The following is a 20,547-nucleotide window of genomic DNA, read 5'->3' as shown; positions in this document are numbered from 1 at the left end:
CCCCTGATGCCTTCCTCCTTCAACCGGCGTCGCTTCCTCACCGGTGCCAGCGCCGGCTTGGCCGCCGCACTGCTGGCCGGCTGCGGCTTCCGCCTGCGCGGACCGCAACCGCTGGACTTCGCCACCATCCACGTCGGCGCCAGCCAGTATTCCGACCTCGGCATCTCGCTGCGCCGGCACATCGCCACCAGCGGCAGCACCACCGTGGTGGATGACCCGGCCGCAGCCGACGTCAAGCTGCAGATCCTGGCCAACGAACGCGAACGCGAGATCCTCAGCCTGACCGGCGCCGGCAAGGTGCGCGAATACCAGCTCGTCCAGCGCATCCGCTTCCGGCTGGTGGACAAGGGCGGCAGCGACCTCATCCCGCCCACCACCATCCTGGCGCGCCGGGAATACACCTTCGACGACTCCCAGGTGCTGGGCAAGGAGCAGGAAGAGAACCTGCTCTACAACGACATGCAGAGCGACCTGGTGATGCAGATCATGCGCCGCCTCGCGGCGGTTCATCGCAACCCGTGATCCTGCGTCCCGACCAGCTCCAGGCCCAGCTCGGCAAAGCGCTGGCACCGTTGTGGACGGTACACGGCAACGAGCCGCTGCTGGTGCTGGAGGCGGCCGACGCCATCCGCGCGGCAGCGAAGAAACAAGGCTACGAAGAGCGCGAAACCCTGGTCGTCGGCCAAGGATTCCGCTGGGACAGCCTGACGCTGGCCGCCGGCAACATGTCCCTGTTCGGCGGCTCCAAGCTGATCGACCTGCGCATACCCACCGGCAAGCCCGGCCGCGACGGCGGCGAAGCCCTGCAGCGTCATGCGGCCAACCTGCCCGCTGGCACCATCACCCTGCTCACCCTGCCGGAAATCGACTGGCAGGCGCGCAAGACCAGCTGGTTCAAGGCCCTGTCAGACCAGGGCAATGTGCTGGAGCTGAACGCGCCCGAGCGCGAGCGTCTGCCGGACTGGATCGCCCACAGGCTGGCCGCACAGAAACAGACCGCAGCGCCCGAAGCCCTCGCCTTCATCGCGGACCATGTGGAAGGCAATCTGCTCGCCGCCCACCAGGAAATCCGCAAGCTCGGCCTGCTGCACCCGGAAGGCGCCCTGACGCTGGAACAGGTGCAGGACGCTGTGCTGAACGTCGCCCGCTACGACATCGACAAACTCCGCCACGCCATTCTGGAAGGCGACCCGGCGCGCTGCGCCCGCCTGCTAGACGGCCTGCGCGGCGAAGGCGCCGCTCCGCCCTTGGTGCTGTGGGCGCTGGCAAACGAAACCCGCACGCTGGCGGCACTGCGCAGCGGCCAGGATGAAGGCCAACCCCTGCAAGCGCTGATGAAGGCGGAACGGGTGTTCGACGAACGCCGCCGCCAGGCGCTGGGCAAGGCAGTGAGCCGGCTCTCCATCGGCACGTTGCGCGCCGCGCTGATGCACGCTGCCCGCATAGACCGCATGGTCAAGGGCCTGGTACCCGGCGACATCTGGGACGAATTCCTGCTCCTGGCGCTGCGCCTGAGCCGCTCCCGCTAAGCCCGCTACGCCTGCCCGCGCTCGCCGGCCAGCACGGTTCGGTGCTTTAATTGACGTTTGCGTCTCAGCACCGAAGAAGCCGATGGACACCCAAGCCTATATGGAAGCCCTGGGCCGCCAGGCCCGCGCCGCTTCCCGCCAACTCGCCGCCGCATCCACCGACGCCAAGAACCGCGCCCTGCGGGCCATGGCCGCCGCCGTCCGCGCCCAGCGCGAATCCCTGCTCGCCGCCAACGCGCGCGATCTGGAGGCCGCCCGCGCCGCCGGCCTAGACGCCGCGCTGATCGACCGCCTGGCACTCACCGACAAGGTCATCGCCACCATGGCCGAAGGCCTGGAGCAGGTCGCCGCGCTGCCGGACCCTGTCGGCGAGATCACCGACATGAAGCGCCGCCCCAGCGGCATCCAGGTCGGCAAGATGCGGGTGCCGCTGGGCGTAATCGGCATCATCTATGAATCCCGCCCCAACGTGACGGCCGACGCGGCCGCGCTTTGCCTCAAGTCGGGTAACGCCGCCATCCTGCGCGGCGGCAAGGAAGCCCTGCACAGCAACCAGGCCATCGCCGCCTGCGTGCGCGCCGGCCTGGCCGAAGCCGGCTTGCCTGAGAGCGCAGTTCAAGTCGTGGAAACCGCGGACCGCGCCGCCGTCGGCGCCATGATCACCATGCCGGAGTATGTGGACGTGATCGTCCCCCGCGGCGGCAAGGGCCTGATCGAGCGCATCTCCCGCGATGCCCGCGTGCCGGTGATCAAGCACCTGGACGGCAACTGCCACGTCTATGTGGACGACGACGCCGATCCTGCCAAGGTCGTCCCCATCGTCGAGAACGCCAAGACGCAGCGCTACGCGCCCTGCAACACCACGGAAAGCCTGGTCGTCGCCCGCGGCGTCGCCCAGCGCTTCCTGCCCGAAATCGGCCGCATGCTGACTGGCAAGGGTGTTGAAATACGCGGCTGCCCGAAAACGCTGGCCATACTGCGCGAGGCCGGCATCGGCCAGCAGCATCTGCGGGAAGCCACCGAGCAAGACTGGCGGGAGGAATATCTCGCACCCATCATCGCGGTAAAGGTGGTCGACGGGCTGGATGCCGCCATCGAACACATCAACACCTACAGCTCGCAGCACACCGAAGCCATCATCACCGAGAACTACAGCAGCGCGATGCGCTTCCTGCGTGAGGTGGACTCCGCTTCAGTGATGGTAAATGCCTCCACCCGCTTCGCCGACGGCTTCGAATACGGCCTGGGCGCGGAAATCGGCATTTCAACCGACAAGATCCATGCCCGCGGCCCGGTCGGCCTAGAAGGGCTGACCAGCCAGAAATGGATCGTGTTCGGCAACGGCGAAGTACGACGCTGAGGCGGCGGCGTCCCAGCGCCCCCGGAGAGACCTCTCAGCCGCATGACCGCTTCCCGCCGCCCCTTCTCAAAGCGCGATGCCCATTCCGGTGGGCATTTGCCTTTCGTTGCATACTACGCGCGCCTAGAACGGGCACAGATAGAACAGGGAAGGGTACGCCCCTCGGCGGAAAGCAAGGAAACAAGCACCTTTCCGACCGAGTGCGCGGCCTCCTTACCCTCCTTCTGGCTTACGCTAACGTCAACGTTATCCGAACAATTACGTAGTCCTTTGTACGCGTTGAGTATCGAGCCCGTGGCATAATCCGTCCTAAGGGCAGTTTTTTGGCCCGCAGTTTTGCTCTGGGGTAGAGCAATCGGGTCGGCGGGATCCTCGGGTTCCGCCGCACCCACCTCTCAGCAGGCCGCGCCGGCAACATCCAGCGAGCATGGTCATGCCCCCTTCCCCCCCCGACCTCTCCAGCTTCAGCGCCATCCTCCAATTGCCCTTCGGCGGCTTCGGCCTGCGCTTCGCGGACGAGCAGCTAACCGAATTGCGCTTTCTCCCACCGGAGGCACCAGCTGTACCACCGGGCACTCCGCACGCTCGAAGGGTTACTGAGCAGATATGTGCCTGGCTGGCCGCGCCCGACACCGCCGTCAACGTGCTGCCGACCGAGCATGGGACTCCGTTCCAGCGAGCCGTGTGGAAAGCAATCCGCGCCATTCCCTGCGGCCAGACCCGCACCTATGGCGAACTCGCCCGACTGGTTGGGGGCAGCCCACGCGCGGTCGGCCAGGCCTGCGGTGCAAATCCGTTTCCCTTGCTCACCCCCTGCCACAGAGTCGTGTCCCGGCAGGGCCTCGGGGGATTCGCCAATGCCACGGATGGCTATTTGCTCGCCGCCAAGCGCTGGTTACTGCAAAACGAGGGCGCGATTTGAACGCCGCCGAAAGCGGGCTCGATCCGGCCACCCGGAGCGAATTGGATCGCTTCACCGACACACTCTGGCTTGAGCACGGCCTGGCGCGCAATACGTTGGCTGGCTATCGCAGCGATCTCGCGCTATTCGCCGCCTGGCTGAAGAAACGCCGCATCGAATTAAAACAGGCCAGAGGCAACGAACTCGCGGCCTATCTCGCGGAATTCAGCCTGCGCGCAAAACCCGCCAGTCAGCGCAGACTGTTATCCGCGTGGCGGCGCTATTACCGCATGCAACTCGCCCAAGGAGAAATAAGCGAGGATCCCACACTCATTCTGGACGCCCCGCTGCCTACGCAGCGATTTCCACGCACCTTGTCCGAGAAACAGGTCGAGGCCCTGCTATCTGCACCGGATGACGATTCGCCGCTCGGCCTGCGCGACCGCTGCATGCTGGAAGTGCTCTACGCGACCGGCCTGCGGGTTTCCGAACTCATCGGCCTGAAGACCTTTGCCGTTTCTCTGAACGAAGGCTTGGTTCGTGTCATCGGCAAAGGCAGCAAGGAGCGCCTGGTGCCGCTGGGCGATATCGCGGCGGAGTGGATAATCCGCTATATGCGGGAGGCGCGGAGTGCATTACTCGGCGCTCAGCGCTCGGATGAAATATTCCTGACCCGCCGCGGCCAGGCGATGACCCGGCAGATGTTCTGGCGTATCGTCAAACAGCGCGCCATGCAAGCCGGCATCCCGACGGACAGGATATCGCCCCACACATTGCGCCATGCATTTGCCACACACCTCCTTAACCACGGCGCCGATCTGCGCGTCGTGCAAATGCTGCTCGGCCACGCTGACATATCCACCACTCAGGTCTATACCCATGTCGCCCGCGAACGCCTGAAGCAATTGCATACCACGCATCATCCACGCGCTTAAGAAGCACCGATCTGAAAAAAAACGTCACTCCGACTACACTCCTGCAATCATGAGCAAGCCCGGCAAGAACGCACCTGAAACACCAGCCACCCGTTTCCTCAAGGAACACGGAATCTCGCATTCCGACCATCTCTATGAATACGAGGAACATGGCGGCACGACAGTTTCGGCTCGCTCACTGAATGTCCCCGAGCACGCAGTGGTTAAAACCCTGATCATGGAAGACGAGAACGGCAGCCCGCTCATCGTCCTGATGCATGGCGACCGTAAAGTCTCGACAAAGGAACTCGCACGCCAGGCTGGATGCAAGCGCATTGAACCCTGCAAGCCGGAAACCGCGAATCGGCATTCCGGATATCTCGTCGGCGGCACCTCTCCCTTCGGAACGAGGAAGAAAATGCCCGTATTCATGGAGAGGACGATACTTGACCTCTCATTGATCTATATCAATGGAGGCAGGCGGGGATATCTTGTCGGCCTCCATCCCCAAGACATTCTCCGCAGCCTGCAACCCACTCTGGTCACGGTGGCGCAATGAAAAAGGCCGCTGAATTCCGTTAATTTCCGGACCCACGCATAACGGGTATTTCTTTTTCCCGGATATTGGTGGCAGAATCCGGAGCACGTTATACAAGGTCATTCCCTCGCTGAATTAAGTCGAGAAATCCGGGAAGACCAAACAAGTGGAGAAATCATGGATCTTGGCAAAATGTCGCTGACCGAACTGCGCCGCCTGCAATCTAAGGTTGAATCCGAAATCCGTCGTCGGAGCGATTCCACCCGCCGCGATTTGCTGAAGCGGATGCAGAAGATGGCCGCGGAAGAAGGCCTGTCACTGGACGATCTTCTCGGCAACGCCCAGGATGCTGACAAGGCCGCGCCTGCGGCAAAACGTGGCCGGCGCGCGGGCCCGAAGAAGGCCAGCCCGTCCGTGGTCAAGTATCGCCACCCGGAAAATCCGGGTGTTGGCTGGAGCGGCCGCGGTCGCAAGCCGCAATGGGCACTGGACTGGCTGGCGCAGGGAAAATCGCTGGACGAACTTGCAGCCTGATTCCTGCTCCCAGAATGAAGAATTGAAAAACCGCCTGCCCGGCGGTTTTTCAGTTTCCAGGGCTAGGGTTTTCCCTCGGGCCCTGCAATCAGGCTGGAATCCGGCAAGGAAATTCCTTCCCGGCCCCGCTGAATAAAAACCCCCACGCGACGCACTCCTTTCATTACTCCGATCTTCGCAATCCGGATCTTGACCCAGGGCGCACCGAACTCGTCGAACAGCAGAGCAACCACAAACTCTCCCAGCGTTTCTATCAGGTTGAAATGCCTGGCCGACAACTCCTGCCGGATGCGCTCGATAACATCCGCATAATTGATCGTATCCGCAATATCGTCATGCTGTGCCGCACTATCCGGCACGCCGAAGGTCAGGTTGAGTTCCACCGTCTGGGGGGCAGCCTTTTCCCGCGTATATATTCCCACCCAAGCCTGCACCCTGAGTTCTTCGATGAAGATGAAATCCATGCTCGTTCCCGATTAGAATCGCCGCGATTTTAGCTTGGCCGTTGCTGTAGCGCCTCCAAACACCCTGATCTGGCCAGCGCCCCGGTTGCGCAATCTGGAGAAACAATGCCCCTGGAACACCTTCTGCTACTGATAGGCGCCTATCTGCTCGGCTCCATTCCTTTCGCCATCGTCAGCAGCCGCCTGCTCGGCCTGGAAGATCCACGTCACTATGGCTCCGGCAACCCCGGCGCAACCAACGTATTACGCAGCGGAAACAAGAAGGCCGCCGCGCTGACATTGCTGGGAGATTGCATCAAGGGCTGGCTGGCAGTCTGGATTGCCGGCGCGCTCGGCTTCGATCTCACCTGGTGCGCCCTCGCCGGCTTTGCCGCCTTCCTCGGCCATGTGTTCACCATCTTCCTGCGCTTCAATGGCGGCAAGGGGGTTGCTACCGCCCTGGGGGTGCTCGCCGCGCTGGATTACCGCATTGCGCTCGCCTGCCTGGCAATCTGGATCGCGACCGCCTATTTCAGCCGCTATTCTTCTGCGGCCGCAGTTGCAGCGGCCGTCGCCGCCCCCCTGGCGGCGCTGCTGGTGTTAGGCCCCCAGGCTGCAAGCCTGGCCGTGCTGGCAATGAGCGCAGTCCTGCTGTGGCGCCACAGCGCAAACATCAGGCGCCTGATGGCCGGCACCGAGAGCCGGATAGGCGCCAAGAAAGGGTAAAAGAGGTAGAGGCCGGCCAATAAATAACAGCTCAGGCCACCTGCGGCGGCCTGAGCTCCATCAGCGGCCAGCGCGGCTTCACCCGCACGGCGGGCACCTGAGCCGGCCGCTCTCCCGCGGCGAAACGCAGCCCGCCAGCGAAGGCGATCATTGCACCATTGTCGGTGCACAATTCTGGCTCCGGGTAATGCACTCGCCAGCCGCGCTTAGCGGTGGCCGCATCCAACTGCAGTCGCAGCGCCCGGTTCGCACCAACGCCACCTGCAACCACCAGGGTTTTCAGTCCAGCGGCCTTCATCGCCGCCAGCGCCTTGGCACATAGGACCTCCACCACCGCCTGCTGGAAATCGGCCGCCAGATCGGCCGCGTCCCGGGGCTGCCAGGCCTCCGAAGACACCACGTTCAGCACAGCCGTCTTCAGCCCGCTGAAGCTGAAATCCAGATCATGCGAGTGCAACATGGGCCGCGGCAGGCGGAACCGTCCGGCCTGCCCCTGCTCCGCCAAGCGGGCCAATTGCGGACCGCCGGGATACCCCAGACCGAGCAACTTGGCCGTCTTGTCGAAGGCCTCGCCAGCGGCGTCGTCCAGCGACTCACCGAGGAGGGTGTAATCGCCCACCCCCGCCACCCGCATCAACTGGGTGTGACCGCCCGAAACCAGTAATGCGATGAAAGGAAAGGCCGGGGGATCCGCGGAGAGGAGCGGCGACAGCAGATGCCCCTCGAGATGGTGCACCGGCAAGACGGGGATGTCCGCCGCCAGGCCGAAGGATTCGGCCACGCTGGCCCCCACCAGCAAGGCCCCCGCCAGGCCCGGCCCCGCCGTGTAAGCAACACCATCAATATCGCCGACTTCAAGAGCTGCCGAGGCCAGCGTCTGCCTAATCAGCAACGGCAGTCGACGGATGTGATCGCGCGAAGCCAGTTCAGGCACGACGCCACCGTACTCGGCATGCAGTTCGATCTGCGAGTGCAGACGGTGGCTGAGAAGCCCCGCCTCGGTGTCATACACCGCAACGCCGGTCTCATCACAAGACGTTTCGATGCCCAGCACCTTCATAGCGACCATCCAGTTGATTCGGGCGCACATTCTAACCACCCGCCAGCGACTTCGGGACCAGCGGCGCTTGCCACGGACTGAGCGAGCGGTTATATTCGCGACCTTTCTGTCCACCAGACATCCGAGGAAGTAGCAATGCCGGGTATTCGCGTCAAGGAAAATGAGCCGTTTGAAGTTGCGATCCGCCGCTTCAAGCGCACCATCGAGAAGACCGGTGTGCTGACTGAGCTTCGCTCTCGCGAGTTCTACGAGAAGCCCACCGCCGAGCGCAAGCGCAAGCTGGCTGCCGCAGTGAAGCGCAACCACAAGCGCCTCCGCAGCCAGATGCTGCCGCCGAAGCTGTACTGATTTTCTTCCGGCTAGTCCGGTTGCTCGCGCGCCGGGCGGAAACCCTCCAAGGGTTCCGCCCGGCGCCGCGTTTTTCTGCGCGATGATTCCTCAGTCCTTCGTCCAGGACCTCCTCGCCCGAGTCGACATCGTCGACGTCATCGAACGCTACCTCCCCCTGAAGAAAGGCGGCGCGAACTACTTCGCCTGTTGCCCCTTCCATGGGGAGAAGTCCGCCTCCTTTTCGGTCAGCCCGAGCAAGCAGTTCTATCACTGCTTCGGCTGCGGGGCGCACGGCAGCGCGATCGGCTTCCTGATGGAGTACAGCGGCCTCGGCTTCGTCGAAGCCGTCAAGGAACTCGCCGGCCAGGTCGGCCTGCAAGTGCCGGACGATGGCAAACAGGCGCAGCATCAGGACGACGGCCACGATCAACTCCTGGAAGCCACCGCCGCCGCATCGCGCTTCTACCGCGAGCAGTTGAAGCACGCGCCGGTTGCGATCGATTACCTGAAACGCCGCGGCCTCAGCGGCGAAATCGCCGCCCGCTTCGGCATCGGCTTTGCGCCTGACAACTGGCAGGCACTGCAGCAGATCTTCAAGGACTATCAGAGCAAGTCGCTCTCCGATGCAGGCTTGGTCATCGACAATGACGCCGGCCGGCGCTACGACCGCTTCCGCAACCGCATCATCTTCCCTATCCATGACAGACGCGGCAGGGTCATCGCCTTCGGCGGGCGGGTGCTGGACAGCGGCGAACCAAAGTATCTGAACTCCCCGGAAACGCCCCTGTTCGAAAAGGGCCGGGAGCTGTACGGCCTGTTCCTCGCCCAGAAGCCGATCCGCGACAACGGCTTCGCGCTGGTCGTCGAGGGCTATATGGATGTCGTCGCACTGGCGCAGTACGGAGTCGAGAACGCGGTCGCCACCTTGGGTACGGCGACCACGCCCCACCACATCAATACCTTGCTGAGGCAGACGGATCGCATCGTCTTCTGCTTCGACGGCGATGCCGCCGGCAGACGCGCCGCATGGCGCGCGCTGGAGAACTCGCTGGAAGCGCTTCGGGACGACTCGGCACTGGCCTTCCTCTTCCTGCCGGCGGAGCACGACCCGGATTCCTTCGTCCGCGCCGAAGGCGCCGACGCTTTCCGCAGCGCCGCGAAAGCCGCGCTCCCGCTGACCGGTTTCCTCATGCAGGAACTCATTCAGCGCTGCCCGCCGGACACTCCGGAAGGGCGCGCACGGCTGGTGCATGAAGCACGCCCACTGATCACCCGCGTCGCCGCGCCGCTGCTGCGCCTGCAACTGGTGAAAAGCCTCGCCGAAGCCAGCGAACTGAGCCAGCAGGAAATCGAGCATGCCTTCGGCTTTCAAAGCCAGAACCAGCCACGCCAGCGAGAGGAGAGAAAGTCCGGCCGACGTGACGACTTCTTCCCGCCCTCACCGCAGCGCAATGCCAGGCCCCAGGGCCGGCGCAAGCCGCCCTCCACGTCCGGCACGCTGCTCCGCCTTGTACTCCAGCACCCTAACTGGGCCGCACGCCTGCCGGTGGACCTCCTGCCCAACGATAACGACGAGGGCCGTGCGCTGATTGCCATCGTGGACCTGGTCAGCCTCGGGGAACCGATTCCAGCCGGCGGACTCGGAGCACTCATCGAGCGCTTCCGCGAAACCCCGCATAGCGAAACCTTCGCCCGCGTAGCCAGCGAGCAGGTCGAAACCGAGTTCGACGAAGCGGTCGTCGAGACCCTGTTCGAGGACACCCTGCGCAAGCTGCATGCCGACACGGTCACGCGGGAAATCGCCCAACTGGAGAGCCGTATCCGCGAAGGCGGACTCTCATCCGACGAAAGCCGCCAACTCGCCCACCGCCTCGCGGAACTGCTCATGGAGAAGCGGAACCTCGTCACGGCAGGCAAAGTCTCAGATTTATAGTATAATTTCCTGTTTCCCATTCTCTTCTGGCCTGACTGAGGAGTGCCATGGCACGCGAAAAAGCCAAGGATTCGCGCAAGGACAGCCCCAAGGGGCGTGCCTCCAAGGCGAAGGACAAGGCTGCACTGGTTGTCGACAGCCCGGAAGTCGCCCCCCTCGACGCCGAAGTTCGCCGCACCCGTCTGAAGACACTGATCACGCTCGGCAAGGAGCGCGGCTACCTCACGTACGCCGAGATCAGCGACCACCTTCCGGATGACGTCGCCGACGCCGAGCAGATCGAAGGCATCATTGCCACCTTCAACAACATGGGCATCCAGGTCTTCGACGAGGCTCCGGCCGCCGAAGACCTGCTGATGTCGGACAACGTCGCCAATCCGGTCGATGAGGATGTTGCTGAAGAAGAAGCCGAGCAGGCGCTGTCCTCCGTAGACTCCGAGTTCGGCCGTACGACCGATCCGGTGCGCATGTATATGCGCGAGATGGGCACCGTCGAGTTGCTCACCCGCGAGGGCGAGATTGAGATCGCCAAACGGATCGAAGATGGCCTGAAGCACATGGTGCAGGCCATCTCCGCTTGTCCGACCACTATCGCCGAGATGCTGGATACGGCCGACAAGGTCAGCCGCGAGGAAATGCGGATCGACGAGTTGGTCGACGGCCTGATCGATCCGAACGCCGCCGCGGAAGAGGCCGCCCTCGCCGAATCCGAGGACGACTCCGCGAACGCCTCCGCGGATGACGCGGATGACGAAAGCGAAGAGGACGACGGCGACGGTGGCGATGGCGGCGACAGCGCCAATGCGGCGTCGCTGCTGCAGCTGAAGACCGACGCGCTGGCGCGCTTCGAAACCATCCGTGGTCACTACGAGAAGATGATGGCCAGCCTGGCCAAGAAGGGCTCGCAGGACAAGGCCTATCTCGACAGCCAGCAGCAGATCTCCGATGAACTGCTCAACATCCGCTTCACCGCCAAGTCCATCGAGCGTCTGTGCGACTCGGTGCGCCACATGGTGGAGCAGGTGCGCTCCCATGAACGCCAGATCCTGCAACTCTGCGTGGACCGGGCCGGCATGCCGCGCCAGCACTTCATCAAGAGCTTCCCCGGCCATGAAGCCGATCTCGATTGGCTGAAACAGGAAATCGCCGGCGGCAAGGGCTATGTCGAAGGCCTGATGCGGGTGCATCCGGCAGTGCTGGAAGAGCAGCAGAAGCTGATCGACCTGCAGGAACGCATCGGCATCTCCCTCAAGGAGCTGAAGGACATCAATCGCCAGATGTCCACCGGCGAAGCCAAGATGCGCCGCGCCAAGCGCGAGATGACCGAGGCCAACCTGCGCCTGGTGATTTCCATCGCCAAGAAGTACACCAACCGCGGCCTGCAGTTCCTCGACCTCATCCAGGAAGGCAACATCGGCCTGATGAAGGCGGTGGACAAGTTCGAATACCGCCGTGGCTATAAATTCTCCACCTACGCCACCTGGTGGATCCGGCAGGCAATCACCCGTTCGATCGCCGACCAGGCGCGCACCATCCGCATCCCGGTGCACATGATCGAAACGATCAACAAGATGAATCGCATCAGCCGCCAGATCTTGCAGGAAACCGGCCAGGAGCCGGACCCTGCGACGCTGGCGGAGAAGATGGAGATGCCCGAGGAGAAGATCCGCAAGATCATGAAGATCTCCAAGGAGCCGATCTCCATGGAGACGCCCATCGGCGACGACGACGACTCCCACCTGGGCGACTTCATTGAGGACACCGCCACGCTCGCACCGGCGGAAGCGGCGATGTACTCCGGCCTGCGCGACGCCACCGCGGAGGTGCTGGACTCCCTTACCCCGCGCGAAGCCAAGGTGCTGCGCATGCGCTTCGGTATCGAGATGAATACCGATCACACGCTGGAGGAAGTCGGGAAACAGTTCGACGTCACCCGCGAGCGCATCCGTCAGATCGAAGCCAAGGCGCTGCGCAAGCTGCGCCATCCGAGCCGCTCCGAGAAGCTGCGCAGCTTCCTCGACAGCGACGCCTGAAGGCCCGTCGCCCGGAACATCGGGCGGCCAGATTTCCGGGCCTTTAGCTCAATCGGTTAGAGCAGAGGACTCATAATCCTTTGGTTGCGGGTTCGAGTCCCGCAGGGCCCACCACTGTCAAAAGAGAAACGCCGATCCGCTGGATCGGCGTTTCTCTTTTTTAGCCTCACTTCGGCCCGCAGCCAGACAGGGGGCGATCAGCACGCCGTTCAGGCGGGCCGCTGCTCGATCAACTCCACCTTGTAGCCGTCCGGGTCCTCGACGAAAGCAATCACCGTGGTGCCATGCTTCATCGGCCCAGCCTCCCGCACCACCTTGCCACCTCGGTTACGGATCTCATCACAGGCCTTCCGGGCATCCGGCACCTCCAGCGCGATGTGGCCGTAGGCGTTGCCCAGTTCGTACTTGTCGGTATCCCAGTTGTGGGTCAACTCGATCACCGCGCCCTCGGCTTCATCCTGATAGCCGACGAATGCCAGGGTGAATTTGCCGTCCGGGTAGTCCTGCCGGCGCAGCAGGCGCATGCCCAGCACCTCGGTGTAGAAACTCAGTGAGCGGTCGAGATCGCCAACGCGCAGCATGGTGTGAAGCAGTCGCATGGTTCAGTCCTCTTGTGGAGTGGGGTCGGGCTCGCCGCCGATAAGCGGCAAAGTCTCCGCCGCTTTTCTCAGCGCCTGCCGGGCCGCCCGCCAATCCGGGTAAAGCGACTCGACAACCGCCCAGAAACGCGGCGAATGATTCATTTCTTCCAGGTGGGCAACCTCGTGAGCCACCACATAGTCGGATAACGCCGGCGGCAGATGGATCAAACGCCAGTGGAGGCGGATACCACTGCTGCGGCTGCAGCTTCCCCATCGGGTATTCGCACTGGTCAGGCGTACCGCCGGCACTTCCTGGTTCAGTCGGAAGCAGAACTCCTCCACCCGGCCGCCGAACCAGGCCAGCGCCCTTGCCCGCAGCGCTTTCACCAGGGTTCTGTCCAGCACAGCGCTGGCGGGCAACCACAGCTCTTCGCGGCCATCGGTCCCCAATCTCCAGCGGACCTGCCGCGGTGATGCCGGCCCGATGCGCAGGCGGACGCCCTCACCCAGCAGCGGGAACTCCGCACCATCCCGCAAGGACATGGGTTCGGGAAGCGGGCGCTCGCTGCGCTCATCCAGCTTGTCGAGCAGCCAGCGGGTGTGGCTGCGCACGAAGCGCTCGACCTCGCTCTGAGCCAGCCCGTAAGGCACGGAGACCCGCGGCCCGCGATGATCGATCTGCAGCGCCAGGGAACGGCGGGCGGAACGACGCAGGGTCAGCACCACCTCCCTGCCCTCCAGCACCAGGCGACAGGGGGTTTCGCTCGGCTGGCGAGCGGCCTGCCTCAGCCTTGGCGGACTAAACCTTGTCTTCCCAAACATAGCCCTGTGCGGCCACGCCGGCCTTCAGCCTGAGCATGGCGGCCTCGACATCGTGCGCCCGCCCTTTCATGCCGAGTTCGAGGGAGCGGCGTTCGCCGTCGCCAGCAATGGTGGGCAGACTGAAGAGCGTTGCTTCTGGAAAGGCCTCCGTCAACTCGCGCATCAACGGGATGAGCTGCCCCTCGTAGGCATCCCATACGGTGACTGCCGCCTCCACGTAGTCTTCGGCGTGGTGCAGATGAGCGTAGCGGGAATCCAGCACCCACTCGACCATCTGCCAGGCCATGACCGGGAAGCCGGGCACGAAGTGATGCTGACGGATGGAAAAACCAGGAATCCTGTTGTAGCCGTTCGGGATGATCTCGCTGCCCACTGGGTAGACGCCCATCTGCAGGCGCTCCGGCGTCACCTCGTCACCAAAGCGGGCACGGATTTCCGCTTCCGCCTCAGGATGAAGTGCCAGCTCCAGCCCCAGCGCCTCGGCAGCCGATTGGCGGGTGCGGTCGTCGGGCGTGGCGCCGATACCGCCGAAGCTGAAGACGATGTCGCCGGTGGCAAAGGTCTGCCGCAGGGTCTCGACCAAACGCGGCCCATCGTCGCCTGCGTAGCGCGCCCAGGAGAGCTTGAGCCCGCGCACGCCCAGCAGTTCGATCAGTCTGGTGAGATGTTTGTCGCTGCGCCGGCCGGACAGGATCTCGTCACCGATGATCAAGGCACCAAAATTCATTACAAGCGCTCCGGAAGCGTGGAAATGTCAGGCTCGGGATCCAGCAGCGTGACGCCGTTGCGCAGGCGCTCCCGCCTCAGCGTCTCCAGCATCAAATGAACGAAAGCCAGACCAGAAAACGCCGGCGCCACAAGGTTCACCACCGGAATGTAGGCCAGCAGGGCGCAACAGCCGCCCAGCACCAGCATGGGCATGCGCTGCGTCGTACGCAGGCGCCGCATTTCCTCCCCGTCTGCATGCAGCATCAACGCGTCGTAGCCAAAGGCGCGCTGGTTCAGCCAGCCGGTGAGCAATACCGAGGCAAGCAGGCCCACGCCGGGAATCAGCCAGAACGGCAGGGAAATCAACAAGCCAGCCAGGAAAAGCGCGGAGGCCAGCACCGCATTCCAAGCACTCCCGAGATTACTCCCGCCCCGGCGCAGTTCAAGATCGATGTAGTCTCGCTTCGCCACCCTCTCCAGCATCATCGGCAAGGCAATCGCCGCAACCAGCAATGCTGCCGTGAGGTACACCAGCGGCACGAAGGCCAGCGCGATCGTGATCTTCACCATGATCAGCGTGACTGCCGCGAACACCTCCGAGCCGTTCAGCCAGCCACCGATCAGCGCCCAGCCCTCGATCCAGCCCATGACTGCCGCGACCAGCGCGGTCCACGAGAAGATCGCGATCACCAGCCACACCAGCGCCGCAGCGATGCCCGGCCACACCAGATGCCAGAAGATGTCACGCCGCGCCAGACTGCGCAGCGCCCGACCGAAAGCGAGCAGGATGTCGCGCATCGCTTAGCGCGGCATCCCCGGCAGCATGCCCTTCATGCCGCGCATCAGCTTCTGCATGCCGCCCTTGGAGAACTGCTTCATGACCTTCTGCGTCTGCTCGAACTGGTTCAGCAGCCGGTTCACTTCCTGCACTGTCACCCCAGCGCCCGCAGCGATGCGCCGCTTCCGGCTGGCCTTGAGCAGTTCGGGCTTGGTCCGCTCCAGCGGCGTCATGGAATTGATGATGCCCTCGATGCGGCCTATCGCCTTCTCCTCAACGCCGCCCTGCAACTGTCCGGCTGCTTGGGCGAACTGCGCAGGCAGCTTGTCGAGCATGGACGAAAGGCCGCCCATCTTGCGCATCTGGGCGATCTGCTCCTTGAAGTCGTTGAGGTCAAAGCCCTTGCCCGTCTTGAGCTTCTGAGCGAAGGCCTTGGCCTTCTCTTCATCGACGCCGCGCCGTGCTTCCTCGACCAGGCCAAGGATATCGCCCATGCCGAGAATGCGGCTGGCCATGCGGTCCGGATGGAAAGGCTCCAGTCCGCTGAGCTTCTCGCCGACGCCGGCAAATTTCAGCGGCTTGCCGGTCACATGCCGCACGGACAACGCCGCCCCACCACGGGAGTCGCCATCCAGCTTGGTCAGTACCACGCCGGTCAACGGCAGGGCTTCATTGAAGGCACGGGCGGTATTCACCGCGTCCTGCCCCAGCATGGCGTCCACCACGAACAGCGTTTCCACCGGATTCACCGCCGCATGCAGCGCCGTGATTTCCGCCATCATGGCTTCGTCCACCGCCAGCCGGCCGGCGGTATCAACCAGCAGCACATCCATGTGGTGCTTGCGCGCGTAGTCGAGCGCCGAATGTGCGATATCCACCGGCTTCTGCGCAGCAGTGGAAGGGAAGAAGTCGACGCCGGCCTGAGCCGCAACCGTCTTCAACTGCTCGATGGCCGCGGGACGATAGACGTCCGCCGACACCACCAGCACTTTTTTCTTCATCTGCTCCTTGAGGAGCTTGGCCAGCTTGCCGGTGGTGGTAGTCTTGCCCGCGCCCTGCAAACCGGCCATCAGGATCACGGCCGGCGGCTGGGCCGCCAGATCCAGCCCTTGATGGGTGCCCCCCATCAGCAGTTTCAGTTCGTCATGGACGACACCCACCAACGCCTGGCCCGGTGTCAGCGAACCGACCACCTCCTGCCCCACCGCCTTTTCCCGGACCTTGGCGATGAAGTCCTTCACCACCGGCAGGGCGACGTCGGCTTCCAGCAGCGCCATGCGGACCTCCCGCATCGCCTCCTGGATGTTGTCCTCGGTCAGGCGGGCCTGCCCGCGCAGGGTCTTGACGACCTTGGACAGGCGCTGGGTGAGATTATCTAGCATGTATGGAACCTTCGGCCTGGATGACTTGGAGTAAACTGCTGGAATCTATGCCCCCGATTCTACTTCATCTCCTCCCTGCCTCGCTTTACGCAGGCCTGTGCGCCTGGTTCTGGCGCAGTTGCGTGCTGCGGCAGAAAGCAGAGTTGCGACAAGGCATGTCGTCCCGGGAACGTCTCGTCCTGCTCGTGGCACTACTGGCGCATGGGCTGGCATTGCACGAAGCCCTGTTCCCCGGGCAGGAGATGCGCTTTGGCTTTGGAGTCGCCATCTCACTGATGGTGTGGCTGGCCATCTGCTTCTACTGGGTGGAAACGCTGTACACCCGGCTCGAGGGACTGCACGCGCTGGCAATGCCGGCGGGCGCTGTCGCCAGCCTGATCCCCGCCTTTTTCCCCGGGCAGCACATCCTGGCCAATGCCGGCTCACCGGCCTTCCGTGCTCACTTCATCGTCGCCATGCTGGCCTACAGCCTGTTCACGCTGGCGGCCCTGCACGCAATGTTGATGGCGGTCGCCGAGCGCCGGCTGCATAACGCTCGACTCACCCGCACCTTGGTCAACCTGCCCCCGCTGCTGACAATGGAAGCGCTGCTGTTCCGCCTGATCAGCATCGCTTTCGTATTACTGACGCTGACGCTGGCCTCAGGCGTCGTGTTCTCCGAAAGCCTGTTCGGCACCGCCTTCCGGGTGGACCACAAGACGGTGTTCGCCATCATCTCCTGGCTCCTGTTCGGCGCCCTGCTTTTCGGCCGCAGGGTCTGGGGTTGGCGGGGCCGGGTGGCGCTGCGATGGACGCTCGCCGGCTTCATCGCCTTGATGCTGGCCTACGTCGGCAGCCGCTTCGTCATCGAAGTCCTGCTCCACCGCGCCGCCTGACGCGATGCCCCGCACAGCCAGGAAACACCGCCCTTTACAAGAATCGGCCCGGCGTGCAAGATCAAATGTCAGTTAGTTAAGAGCGGGACATGGCCGCAAACCCCCAGACCGCGCTGAGCGGACTTGCACGGGCGCTGATCCAGCATGGCCGGCTTTCCGAGGCCGACGCCCTGGCCTGTGCCCCCAACGCCAGCGGTTCCACCAACGGTTTTCTTCTCGAAGTCGCCCAACGCGGCCTGCTCGCGCCTCGGGACGTCGCCCGCTTTGCCGCTGAAACTTTCGGCTATCCCCAACTCGACCTCGCCGCAGTAGATCGCAGCACCCTTCCCCGCGACGCGGTGGACCGCAAGCTGATGAGCAAGCATCAGGTGGTCGCGCTGGGGCGGCGCCAGAACCGCTTGCTGCTGGCGGTGGCAGACCCCTCGAACATGCGGGTACTGGACGAAATCCGCTTTCAGACCGGTCTGCAAGTGGATCTGGTGGTCGTGGAAGCGGACAAGCTCGCCAAGCTCGCAGAGGCGCTGTCCGAATCCACCGAGCAGACGCTGAAGGACCTCACTGGCGACGAGTTCGATATGGACCTCCTGCAGCAGGAGGCCCCCGGCGAGCAGGCAGCAGCAGAAGACAGCAGCAACGAGGTCGACGACGCTCCGGTCGTCAAATTCATCCAGAAAGTGCTGATCGACGCCATCAACGAAGGCGCCTCCGACATCCACTTCGAGCCCTACGAGAAGTATTACCGCATCCGCGTACGCACCGACGGCGTGCTGCGCGAGATCGCCCAGCCGCCGCTGGTGCTGAAAGAGAAGATCGCCGCTCGTATCAAGGTCATCTCCCGCCTGGACATCTCCGAGAAACGGGTTCCCCAGGACGGCCGGATGAAACTGGTGCTGTCCAAGAGCAAGGCCATCGACTTCCGTGTCTCCACGCTGCCCACGCTGTATGGCGAGAAGATCGTCATGCGTATCCTGGATCCCAGCTCCGCCATGCTGGGCGTGGACGCGCTAGGCTACGAGCCGGAGCAGAAGAAGGCTCTGCTGGACGCAGTGCAGCGCCCCTACGGCATGATCCTGGTCACCGGCCCCACTGGCTCGGGCAAGACGGTTTCGCTCTACACCTGTCTCAACATCCTGAACAAGGCCGGCGTGAATATCTCCACCGCCGAGGATCCGGCGGAAATCAATCTGCCGGGGGTGAATCAGGTCAATGTGAACGACAAGGCCGGCCTCACCTTCGCCGCCGCGCTGCGCGCCTTCCTGCGGCAGGATCCGGACGTCATCATGGTCGGCGAAATCCGCGACCTGGAAACGGCGGAGATCTCGGTCAAGGCCGCTCAGACCGGTCACCTGGTGCTGTCCACCCTGCACACCAACGACGCCCCGACCACGCTGGAACGCCTCAAGAACATGGGCGTCGCGCCCTTCAACATCGCCTCGTCGGTGATCATGATCACCGCCCAGCGTCTGGCGCGCCGCCTGTGTTCCTGCAAGAAGCCGGCGGACATCCCGATCGAGGCCCTGCTCGAAGCCGGCTTCAGCGAAGAAGACCTCGACGGCAGCTGGCAGCCGTACGCGCCCAATGGCTGCGAACGCTGCAAGGGCAGCGGCTACAAGGGCCGCGTCGGCATCTATCAAGTAATGCCGATCAGCGAGGACATCGCCCACATCATCATGACCAACGGCAACTCGATGGACATCGCCGCACAGGCGCAGCGGGAGGGCATACGCGACCTGCGCCAGTCCGGCCTGCTCAAGGTCAGGCAGGGGGTGACTTCCCTGGAAGAAGTGCTGGCTTCGACCAACGAATAAGGAAACAGGAAGCGCATCATGGCCACAGCAAGCCGTGCCCCCCGCCGCCCCGCGGCCACCGGCCCCAAGGAAGACCTCTACAGCTGGGAAGGCAAGGACAAGACCGGCAAGATCGTTCGTGGCGAGATGCGCGCCACTGGCGAAGCGGTGGTCCAGGCCACCCTGCGCCGGCAAGGCATCCTCGTCACCAAGGTCAAGAAACAGAAGCTCTCCCGCGGCCACAAGATCAGCGACAAGGACATCGCCCTCTTCACCCGGCAGCTGGCAACGATGATGAAATCCGGCGTGCCGCTGCTGCAGGCTTTCGACATCGGCATCAAGGGCTCGGGTAACCCCAGCCTCGCCCGGCTGCTGAATGAGGTGCGCACCGACGTGGAGACCGGCTCCAACCTGTCCCAGGCCTTCAGCCGCCATCCGGTCTATTTCGACAAGCTGTTCTGCAATCTGGTCGCCGCCGGCGAACAGGCCGGCATCCTGGACAACCTGCTGGATCGCATCGCCACCTACAAAGAAAAGATCCTGGCGATCAAGAGCAAGATCAAGTCCGCCCTGTTCTACCCGATTGCGGTGGTGGTGGTCGCCGCGCTGGTGGTCGCGGTGATGATGCTGTTCGTCATCCCGGAGTTCAAGAACGTGTTCACCAGCTTCGGTGCGGACCTGCCAGCGCCGACGCAGCTGGTGATCGCAATGTCCGACTTCTTCGTCTCATACTGGTATCTGGTGTTCGGCATCATCATCGGTACCGTGGTCGGCATCGCCTACACCTATCGACGATCTTCCGCCATGCAGATCGCGGTGGACCGGATGGTGCTGAAGATGCCGGTGATCGGCGAGATCATCCGCAAGGCCACCGTCGCCCGCTGGGCACGCACCCTGTCCACCATGTTCGCAGCCGGTGTACCCCTGGTCGAAGCGCTGGACTCGGTGGGCGGAGCGTCAGGCAACTACGTCTATCTCACCGCGACCAAGCAGATCCAGAACGAGGTCAGCACCGGCACCAGCCTCACCGTCTCGATGCAGAACGCCAACGTGTTTCCCACCATGGTCGTGCAGATGGTGTCCATCGGCGAGGAATCCGGCCAGCTCGACTCCATGCTGGCCAAGGTTGCGGACTTCTTCGAGCAGGAAGTGGATGATGCGGTCGCCGGCCTGTCCCAGCTGCTGGAGCCCATCATCATGGTCTTCCTCGGCACGGTCATCGGCGGCCTGGTGGTTGCCATGTACCTGCCCATCTTCAAACTCGGCTCGGTGGTCTGACCCGGCCTGCCGCTCCGACGGCTCACCACGACGCG

21 protein-coding genes and 1 tRNA gene are annotated in these 20,547 nt (G+C 63.6%); 15 read left to right on the top strand and 7 right to left on the bottom strand.

Annotation, left to right across the window (positions count from 1 at the left end; genetic code table 11):
* Positions 1-6 precede the first annotated feature (6 nt).
* From C7389_RS07090 to C7389_RS07060, 7 genes are all read left to right on the top strand, one after another.
* Positions 7-522 carry an LPS-assembly lipoprotein LptE gene (locus C7389_RS07090; RefSeq protein WP_133589757.1) on the top strand — a complete coding sequence of 172 codons (516 nt, stop codon included), beginning with the start codon at positions 7-9 and terminating at the stop codon, positions 520-522.
* Entirely contained in the window at positions 519-1,529 is a 1,011-nt protein-coding gene (gene holA / locus C7389_RS07085; RefSeq protein ID WP_133589755.1) for a DNA polymerase III subunit delta, read from the top strand. Before C7389_RS07090 ends, holA begins: the two co-directional genes overlap by 4 nt.
* A gap of 82 nt (positions 1,530-1,611) precedes the next feature.
* A complete protein-coding gene (locus tag C7389_RS07080; RefSeq protein WP_133589754.1) occupies positions 1,612-2,889 on the top strand; it encodes a glutamate-5-semialdehyde dehydrogenase in 1,278 nt (425 codons plus the stop codon).
* Positions 2,890-3,322: 433 nt separating this feature from the next.
* Complete coding sequence (locus C7389_RS07075; protein ID WP_246034666.1) at positions 3,323-3,811, top strand: methylated-DNA--[protein]-cysteine S-methyltransferase; 489 nt, start codon at positions 3,323-3,325, stop codon at positions 3,809-3,811.
* Entirely contained in the window at positions 3,808-4,725 is a 918-nt protein-coding gene (gene xerD, locus C7389_RS07070; protein ID WP_133589750.1) for a site-specific tyrosine recombinase XerD, read from the top strand. Before C7389_RS07075 ends, xerD begins: the two co-directional genes overlap by 4 nt.
* A 49-nt stretch (positions 4,726-4,774) precedes the next feature.
* Positions 4,775-5,263, top strand: coding sequence for a Cys-tRNA(Pro) deacylase (gene ybaK / locus C7389_RS07065; RefSeq protein ID WP_133589748.1), 489 nt, complete (start codon positions 4,775-4,777; stop codon positions 5,261-5,263).
* Positions 5,264-5,419: 156 nt separating this feature from the next.
* Positions 5,420-5,776 (top strand): H-NS histone family protein, encoded by a 357-nt coding sequence (locus tag C7389_RS07060; protein WP_133589746.1) that lies wholly within the window; start codon positions 5,420-5,422, stop codon positions 5,774-5,776.
* A 62-nt stretch (positions 5,777-5,838) separates the two neighbouring features.
* On the opposite strand, the gene C7389_RS07055 is transcribed toward C7389_RS07060, so the two are convergent.
* The gene (locus tag C7389_RS07055) at positions 5,839-6,240 is read right to left on the bottom strand and encodes a dihydroneopterin aldolase (protein WP_133589744.1); all 402 of its coding nucleotides are present in this window, start codon (positions 6,238-6,240) and stop codon (positions 5,839-5,841) included.
* Between the two features lie 111 nt (positions 6,241-6,351).
* Between C7389_RS07055 and plsY the strand changes: the two genes are divergently transcribed.
* Positions 6,352-6,945, top strand: a complete 594-nt coding sequence (gene plsY / locus C7389_RS07050) for a glycerol-3-phosphate 1-O-acyltransferase PlsY (RefSeq protein ID WP_211168194.1) — start codon at positions 6,352-6,354, stop codon at positions 6,943-6,945.
* A gap of 31 nt (positions 6,946-6,976) precedes the next feature.
* Here plsY and tsaD read toward each other — a convergent pair whose 3' ends face one another.
* A complete protein-coding gene (gene tsaD / locus C7389_RS07045; RefSeq protein WP_133589740.1) occupies positions 6,977-8,005 on the bottom strand; it encodes a tRNA (adenosine(37)-N6)-threonylcarbamoyltransferase complex transferase subunit TsaD in 1,029 nt (342 codons plus the stop codon).
* A 135-nt stretch (positions 8,006-8,140) separates the two neighbouring features.
* Here tsaD and rpsU point away from each other — a divergent pair, with 135 nt between their 5' ends.
* The 4 genes from rpsU (at position 8,141) to C7389_RS07025 (ending at position 12,415) form a co-directional block, all read left to right on the top strand.
* A complete protein-coding gene (gene rpsU / locus C7389_RS07040) occupies positions 8,141-8,353 on the top strand; it encodes a 30S ribosomal protein S21 (RefSeq protein ID WP_004260978.1) in 213 nt (70 codons plus the stop codon).
* 82 nt (positions 8,354-8,435) lie between these two features.
* Positions 8,436-10,268, top strand: coding sequence for a DNA primase (dnaG, locus tag C7389_RS07035; protein ID WP_133589738.1), 1,833 nt, complete (start codon positions 8,436-8,438; stop codon positions 10,266-10,268).
* 47 nt (positions 10,269-10,315) lie between these two features.
* Positions 10,316-12,301, top strand: a complete 1,986-nt coding sequence (gene rpoD, locus C7389_RS07030) for an RNA polymerase sigma factor RpoD (RefSeq protein WP_133589736.1) — start codon at positions 10,316-10,318, stop codon at positions 12,299-12,301.
* A gap of 37 nt (positions 12,302-12,338) precedes the next feature.
* Positions 12,339-12,415, top strand: a tRNA-Ile gene (locus C7389_RS07025).
* A 95-nt stretch (positions 12,416-12,510) separates the two neighbouring features.
* Here C7389_RS07025 and gloA read toward each other — a convergent pair.
* Genes gloA through ffh form a run of 5 tightly spaced genes read right to left on the bottom strand, consistent with a single transcriptional unit; the run spans position 12,511 to position 16,572 of the window.
* Positions 12,511-12,900: a lactoylglutathione lyase gene (gene gloA, locus C7389_RS07020; RefSeq protein WP_133589734.1), complete on the bottom strand. Its 390-nt coding sequence runs from the start codon at positions 12,898-12,900 to the stop codon at positions 12,511-12,513.
* Between the two features lie 3 nt (positions 12,901-12,903).
* Positions 12,904-13,704: a M48 family metallopeptidase gene (locus tag C7389_RS07015; protein ID WP_133589732.1), complete on the bottom strand. Its 801-nt coding sequence runs from the start codon at positions 13,702-13,704 to the stop codon at positions 12,904-12,906.
* Positions 13,682-14,431 (bottom strand): competence/damage-inducible protein A, encoded by a 750-nt coding sequence (locus C7389_RS07010; RefSeq protein WP_133589730.1) that lies wholly within the window; start codon positions 14,429-14,431, stop codon positions 13,682-13,684. Before C7389_RS07010 ends, C7389_RS07015 begins: the two co-directional genes overlap by 23 nt.
* Entirely contained in the window at positions 14,431-15,210 is a 780-nt protein-coding gene (locus tag C7389_RS07005; RefSeq protein ID WP_133589728.1) for an EI24 domain-containing protein, read from the bottom strand. The genes C7389_RS07010 and C7389_RS07005 overlap by 1 nt, the downstream gene beginning before the upstream one ends.
* Positions 15,211-15,213: 3 nt before the next feature.
* Positions 15,214-16,572 (bottom strand): signal recognition particle protein, encoded by a 1,359-nt coding sequence (ffh, locus tag C7389_RS07000; RefSeq protein WP_133589726.1) that lies wholly within the window; start codon positions 16,570-16,572, stop codon positions 15,214-15,216.
* Between the two features lie 47 nt (positions 16,573-16,619).
* Here ffh and C7389_RS06995 point away from each other — a divergent pair, with 47 nt between their 5' ends.
* From C7389_RS06995 to C7389_RS06985, 3 genes are all read left to right on the top strand, one after another.
* Complete coding sequence (locus tag C7389_RS06995) at positions 16,620-17,447, top strand: cytochrome C assembly family protein (RefSeq protein WP_133589724.1); 828 nt, start codon at positions 16,620-16,622, stop codon at positions 17,445-17,447.
* An 89-nt stretch (positions 17,448-17,536) separates the two neighbouring features.
* Positions 17,537-19,255 (top strand): type IV-A pilus assembly ATPase PilB, encoded by a 1,719-nt coding sequence (gene pilB, locus C7389_RS06990; RefSeq protein WP_133589722.1) that lies wholly within the window; start codon positions 17,537-17,539, stop codon positions 19,253-19,255.
* Between the two features lie 18 nt (positions 19,256-19,273).
* Positions 19,274-20,512, top strand: a complete 1,239-nt coding sequence (locus tag C7389_RS06985; protein ID WP_133589720.1) for a type II secretion system F family protein — start codon at positions 19,274-19,276, stop codon at positions 20,510-20,512.
* Positions 20,513-20,547: the final 35 nt, after the last annotated feature.

The organism is Azoarcus indigens (genome assembly GCF_004361735.1).
Classification (GTDB): domain Bacteria; phylum Pseudomonadota; class Gammaproteobacteria; order Burkholderiales; family Rhodocyclaceae; genus Azoarcus; species Azoarcus indigens.
Note: the sequence above shows the minus strand (reverse complement) of the source record. Positions and strands in the feature narration are given on the sequence as shown.

Excerpts from the sequence above, each read along its gene's own strand:
- C7389_RS07090 (WP_133589757.1), top strand. The coding sequence starts at position 7 with ATGCCTTCCTCCTTCAACCGGCGTCGCTTCCTCACCGGTGCCAGCGCC.
- C7389_RS07080 (WP_133589754.1), top strand. The coding sequence starts at position 1,612 with ATGGACACCCAAGCCTATATGGAAGCCCTGGGCCGCCAGGCCCGCGCC.
- C7389_RS07075 (WP_246034666.1), top strand. The coding sequence starts at position 3,323 with ATGCCCCCTTCCCCCCCCGACCTCTCCAGCTTCAGCGCCATCCTCCAA.
- ybaK (WP_133589748.1), top strand. The coding sequence starts at position 4,775 with ATGAGCAAGCCCGGCAAGAACGCACCTGAAACACCAGCCACCCGTTTC.
- C7389_RS07060 (WP_133589746.1), top strand. The coding sequence starts at position 5,420 with ATGGATCTTGGCAAAATGTCGCTGACCGAACTGCGCCGCCTGCAATCT.
- C7389_RS07055 (WP_133589744.1), bottom strand. The coding sequence starts at position 6,240 with ATGGATTTCATCTTCATCGAAGAACTCAGGGTGCAGGCTTGGGTGGGA.
- tsaD (WP_133589740.1), bottom strand. The coding sequence starts at position 8,005 with ATGAAGGTGCTGGGCATCGAAACGTCTTGTGATGAGACCGGCGTTGCG.
- rpsU (WP_004260978.1), top strand. The coding sequence starts at position 8,141 with ATGCCGGGTATTCGCGTCAAGGAAAATGAGCCGTTTGAAGTTGCGATC.
- dnaG (WP_133589738.1), top strand. The coding sequence starts at position 8,436 with ATGATTCCTCAGTCCTTCGTCCAGGACCTCCTCGCCCGAGTCGACATC.
- rpoD (WP_133589736.1), top strand. The coding sequence starts at position 10,316 with ATGGCACGCGAAAAAGCCAAGGATTCGCGCAAGGACAGCCCCAAGGGG.
- gloA (WP_133589734.1), bottom strand. The coding sequence starts at position 12,900 with ATGCGACTGCTTCACACCATGCTGCGCGTTGGCGATCTCGACCGCTCA.
- C7389_RS07015 (WP_133589732.1), bottom strand. The coding sequence starts at position 13,704 with ATGTTTGGGAAGACAAGGTTTAGTCCGCCAAGGCTGAGGCAGGCCGCT.
- C7389_RS07010 (WP_133589730.1), bottom strand. The coding sequence starts at position 14,431 with ATGAATTTTGGTGCCTTGATCATCGGTGACGAGATCCTGTCCGGCCGG.
- C7389_RS07005 (WP_133589728.1), bottom strand. The coding sequence starts at position 15,210 with ATGCGCGACATCCTGCTCGCTTTCGGTCGGGCGCTGCGCAGTCTGGCG.
- ffh (WP_133589726.1), bottom strand. The coding sequence starts at position 16,572 with ATGCTAGATAATCTCACCCAGCGCCTGTCCAAGGTCGTCAAGACCCTG.
- C7389_RS06995 (WP_133589724.1), top strand. The coding sequence starts at position 16,620 with ATGCCCCCGATTCTACTTCATCTCCTCCCTGCCTCGCTTTACGCAGGC.
- pilB (WP_133589722.1), top strand. The coding sequence starts at position 17,537 with ATGGCCGCAAACCCCCAGACCGCGCTGAGCGGACTTGCACGGGCGCTG.
- C7389_RS06985 (WP_133589720.1), top strand. The coding sequence starts at position 19,274 with ATGGCCACAGCAAGCCGTGCCCCCCGCCGCCCCGCGGCCACCGGCCCC.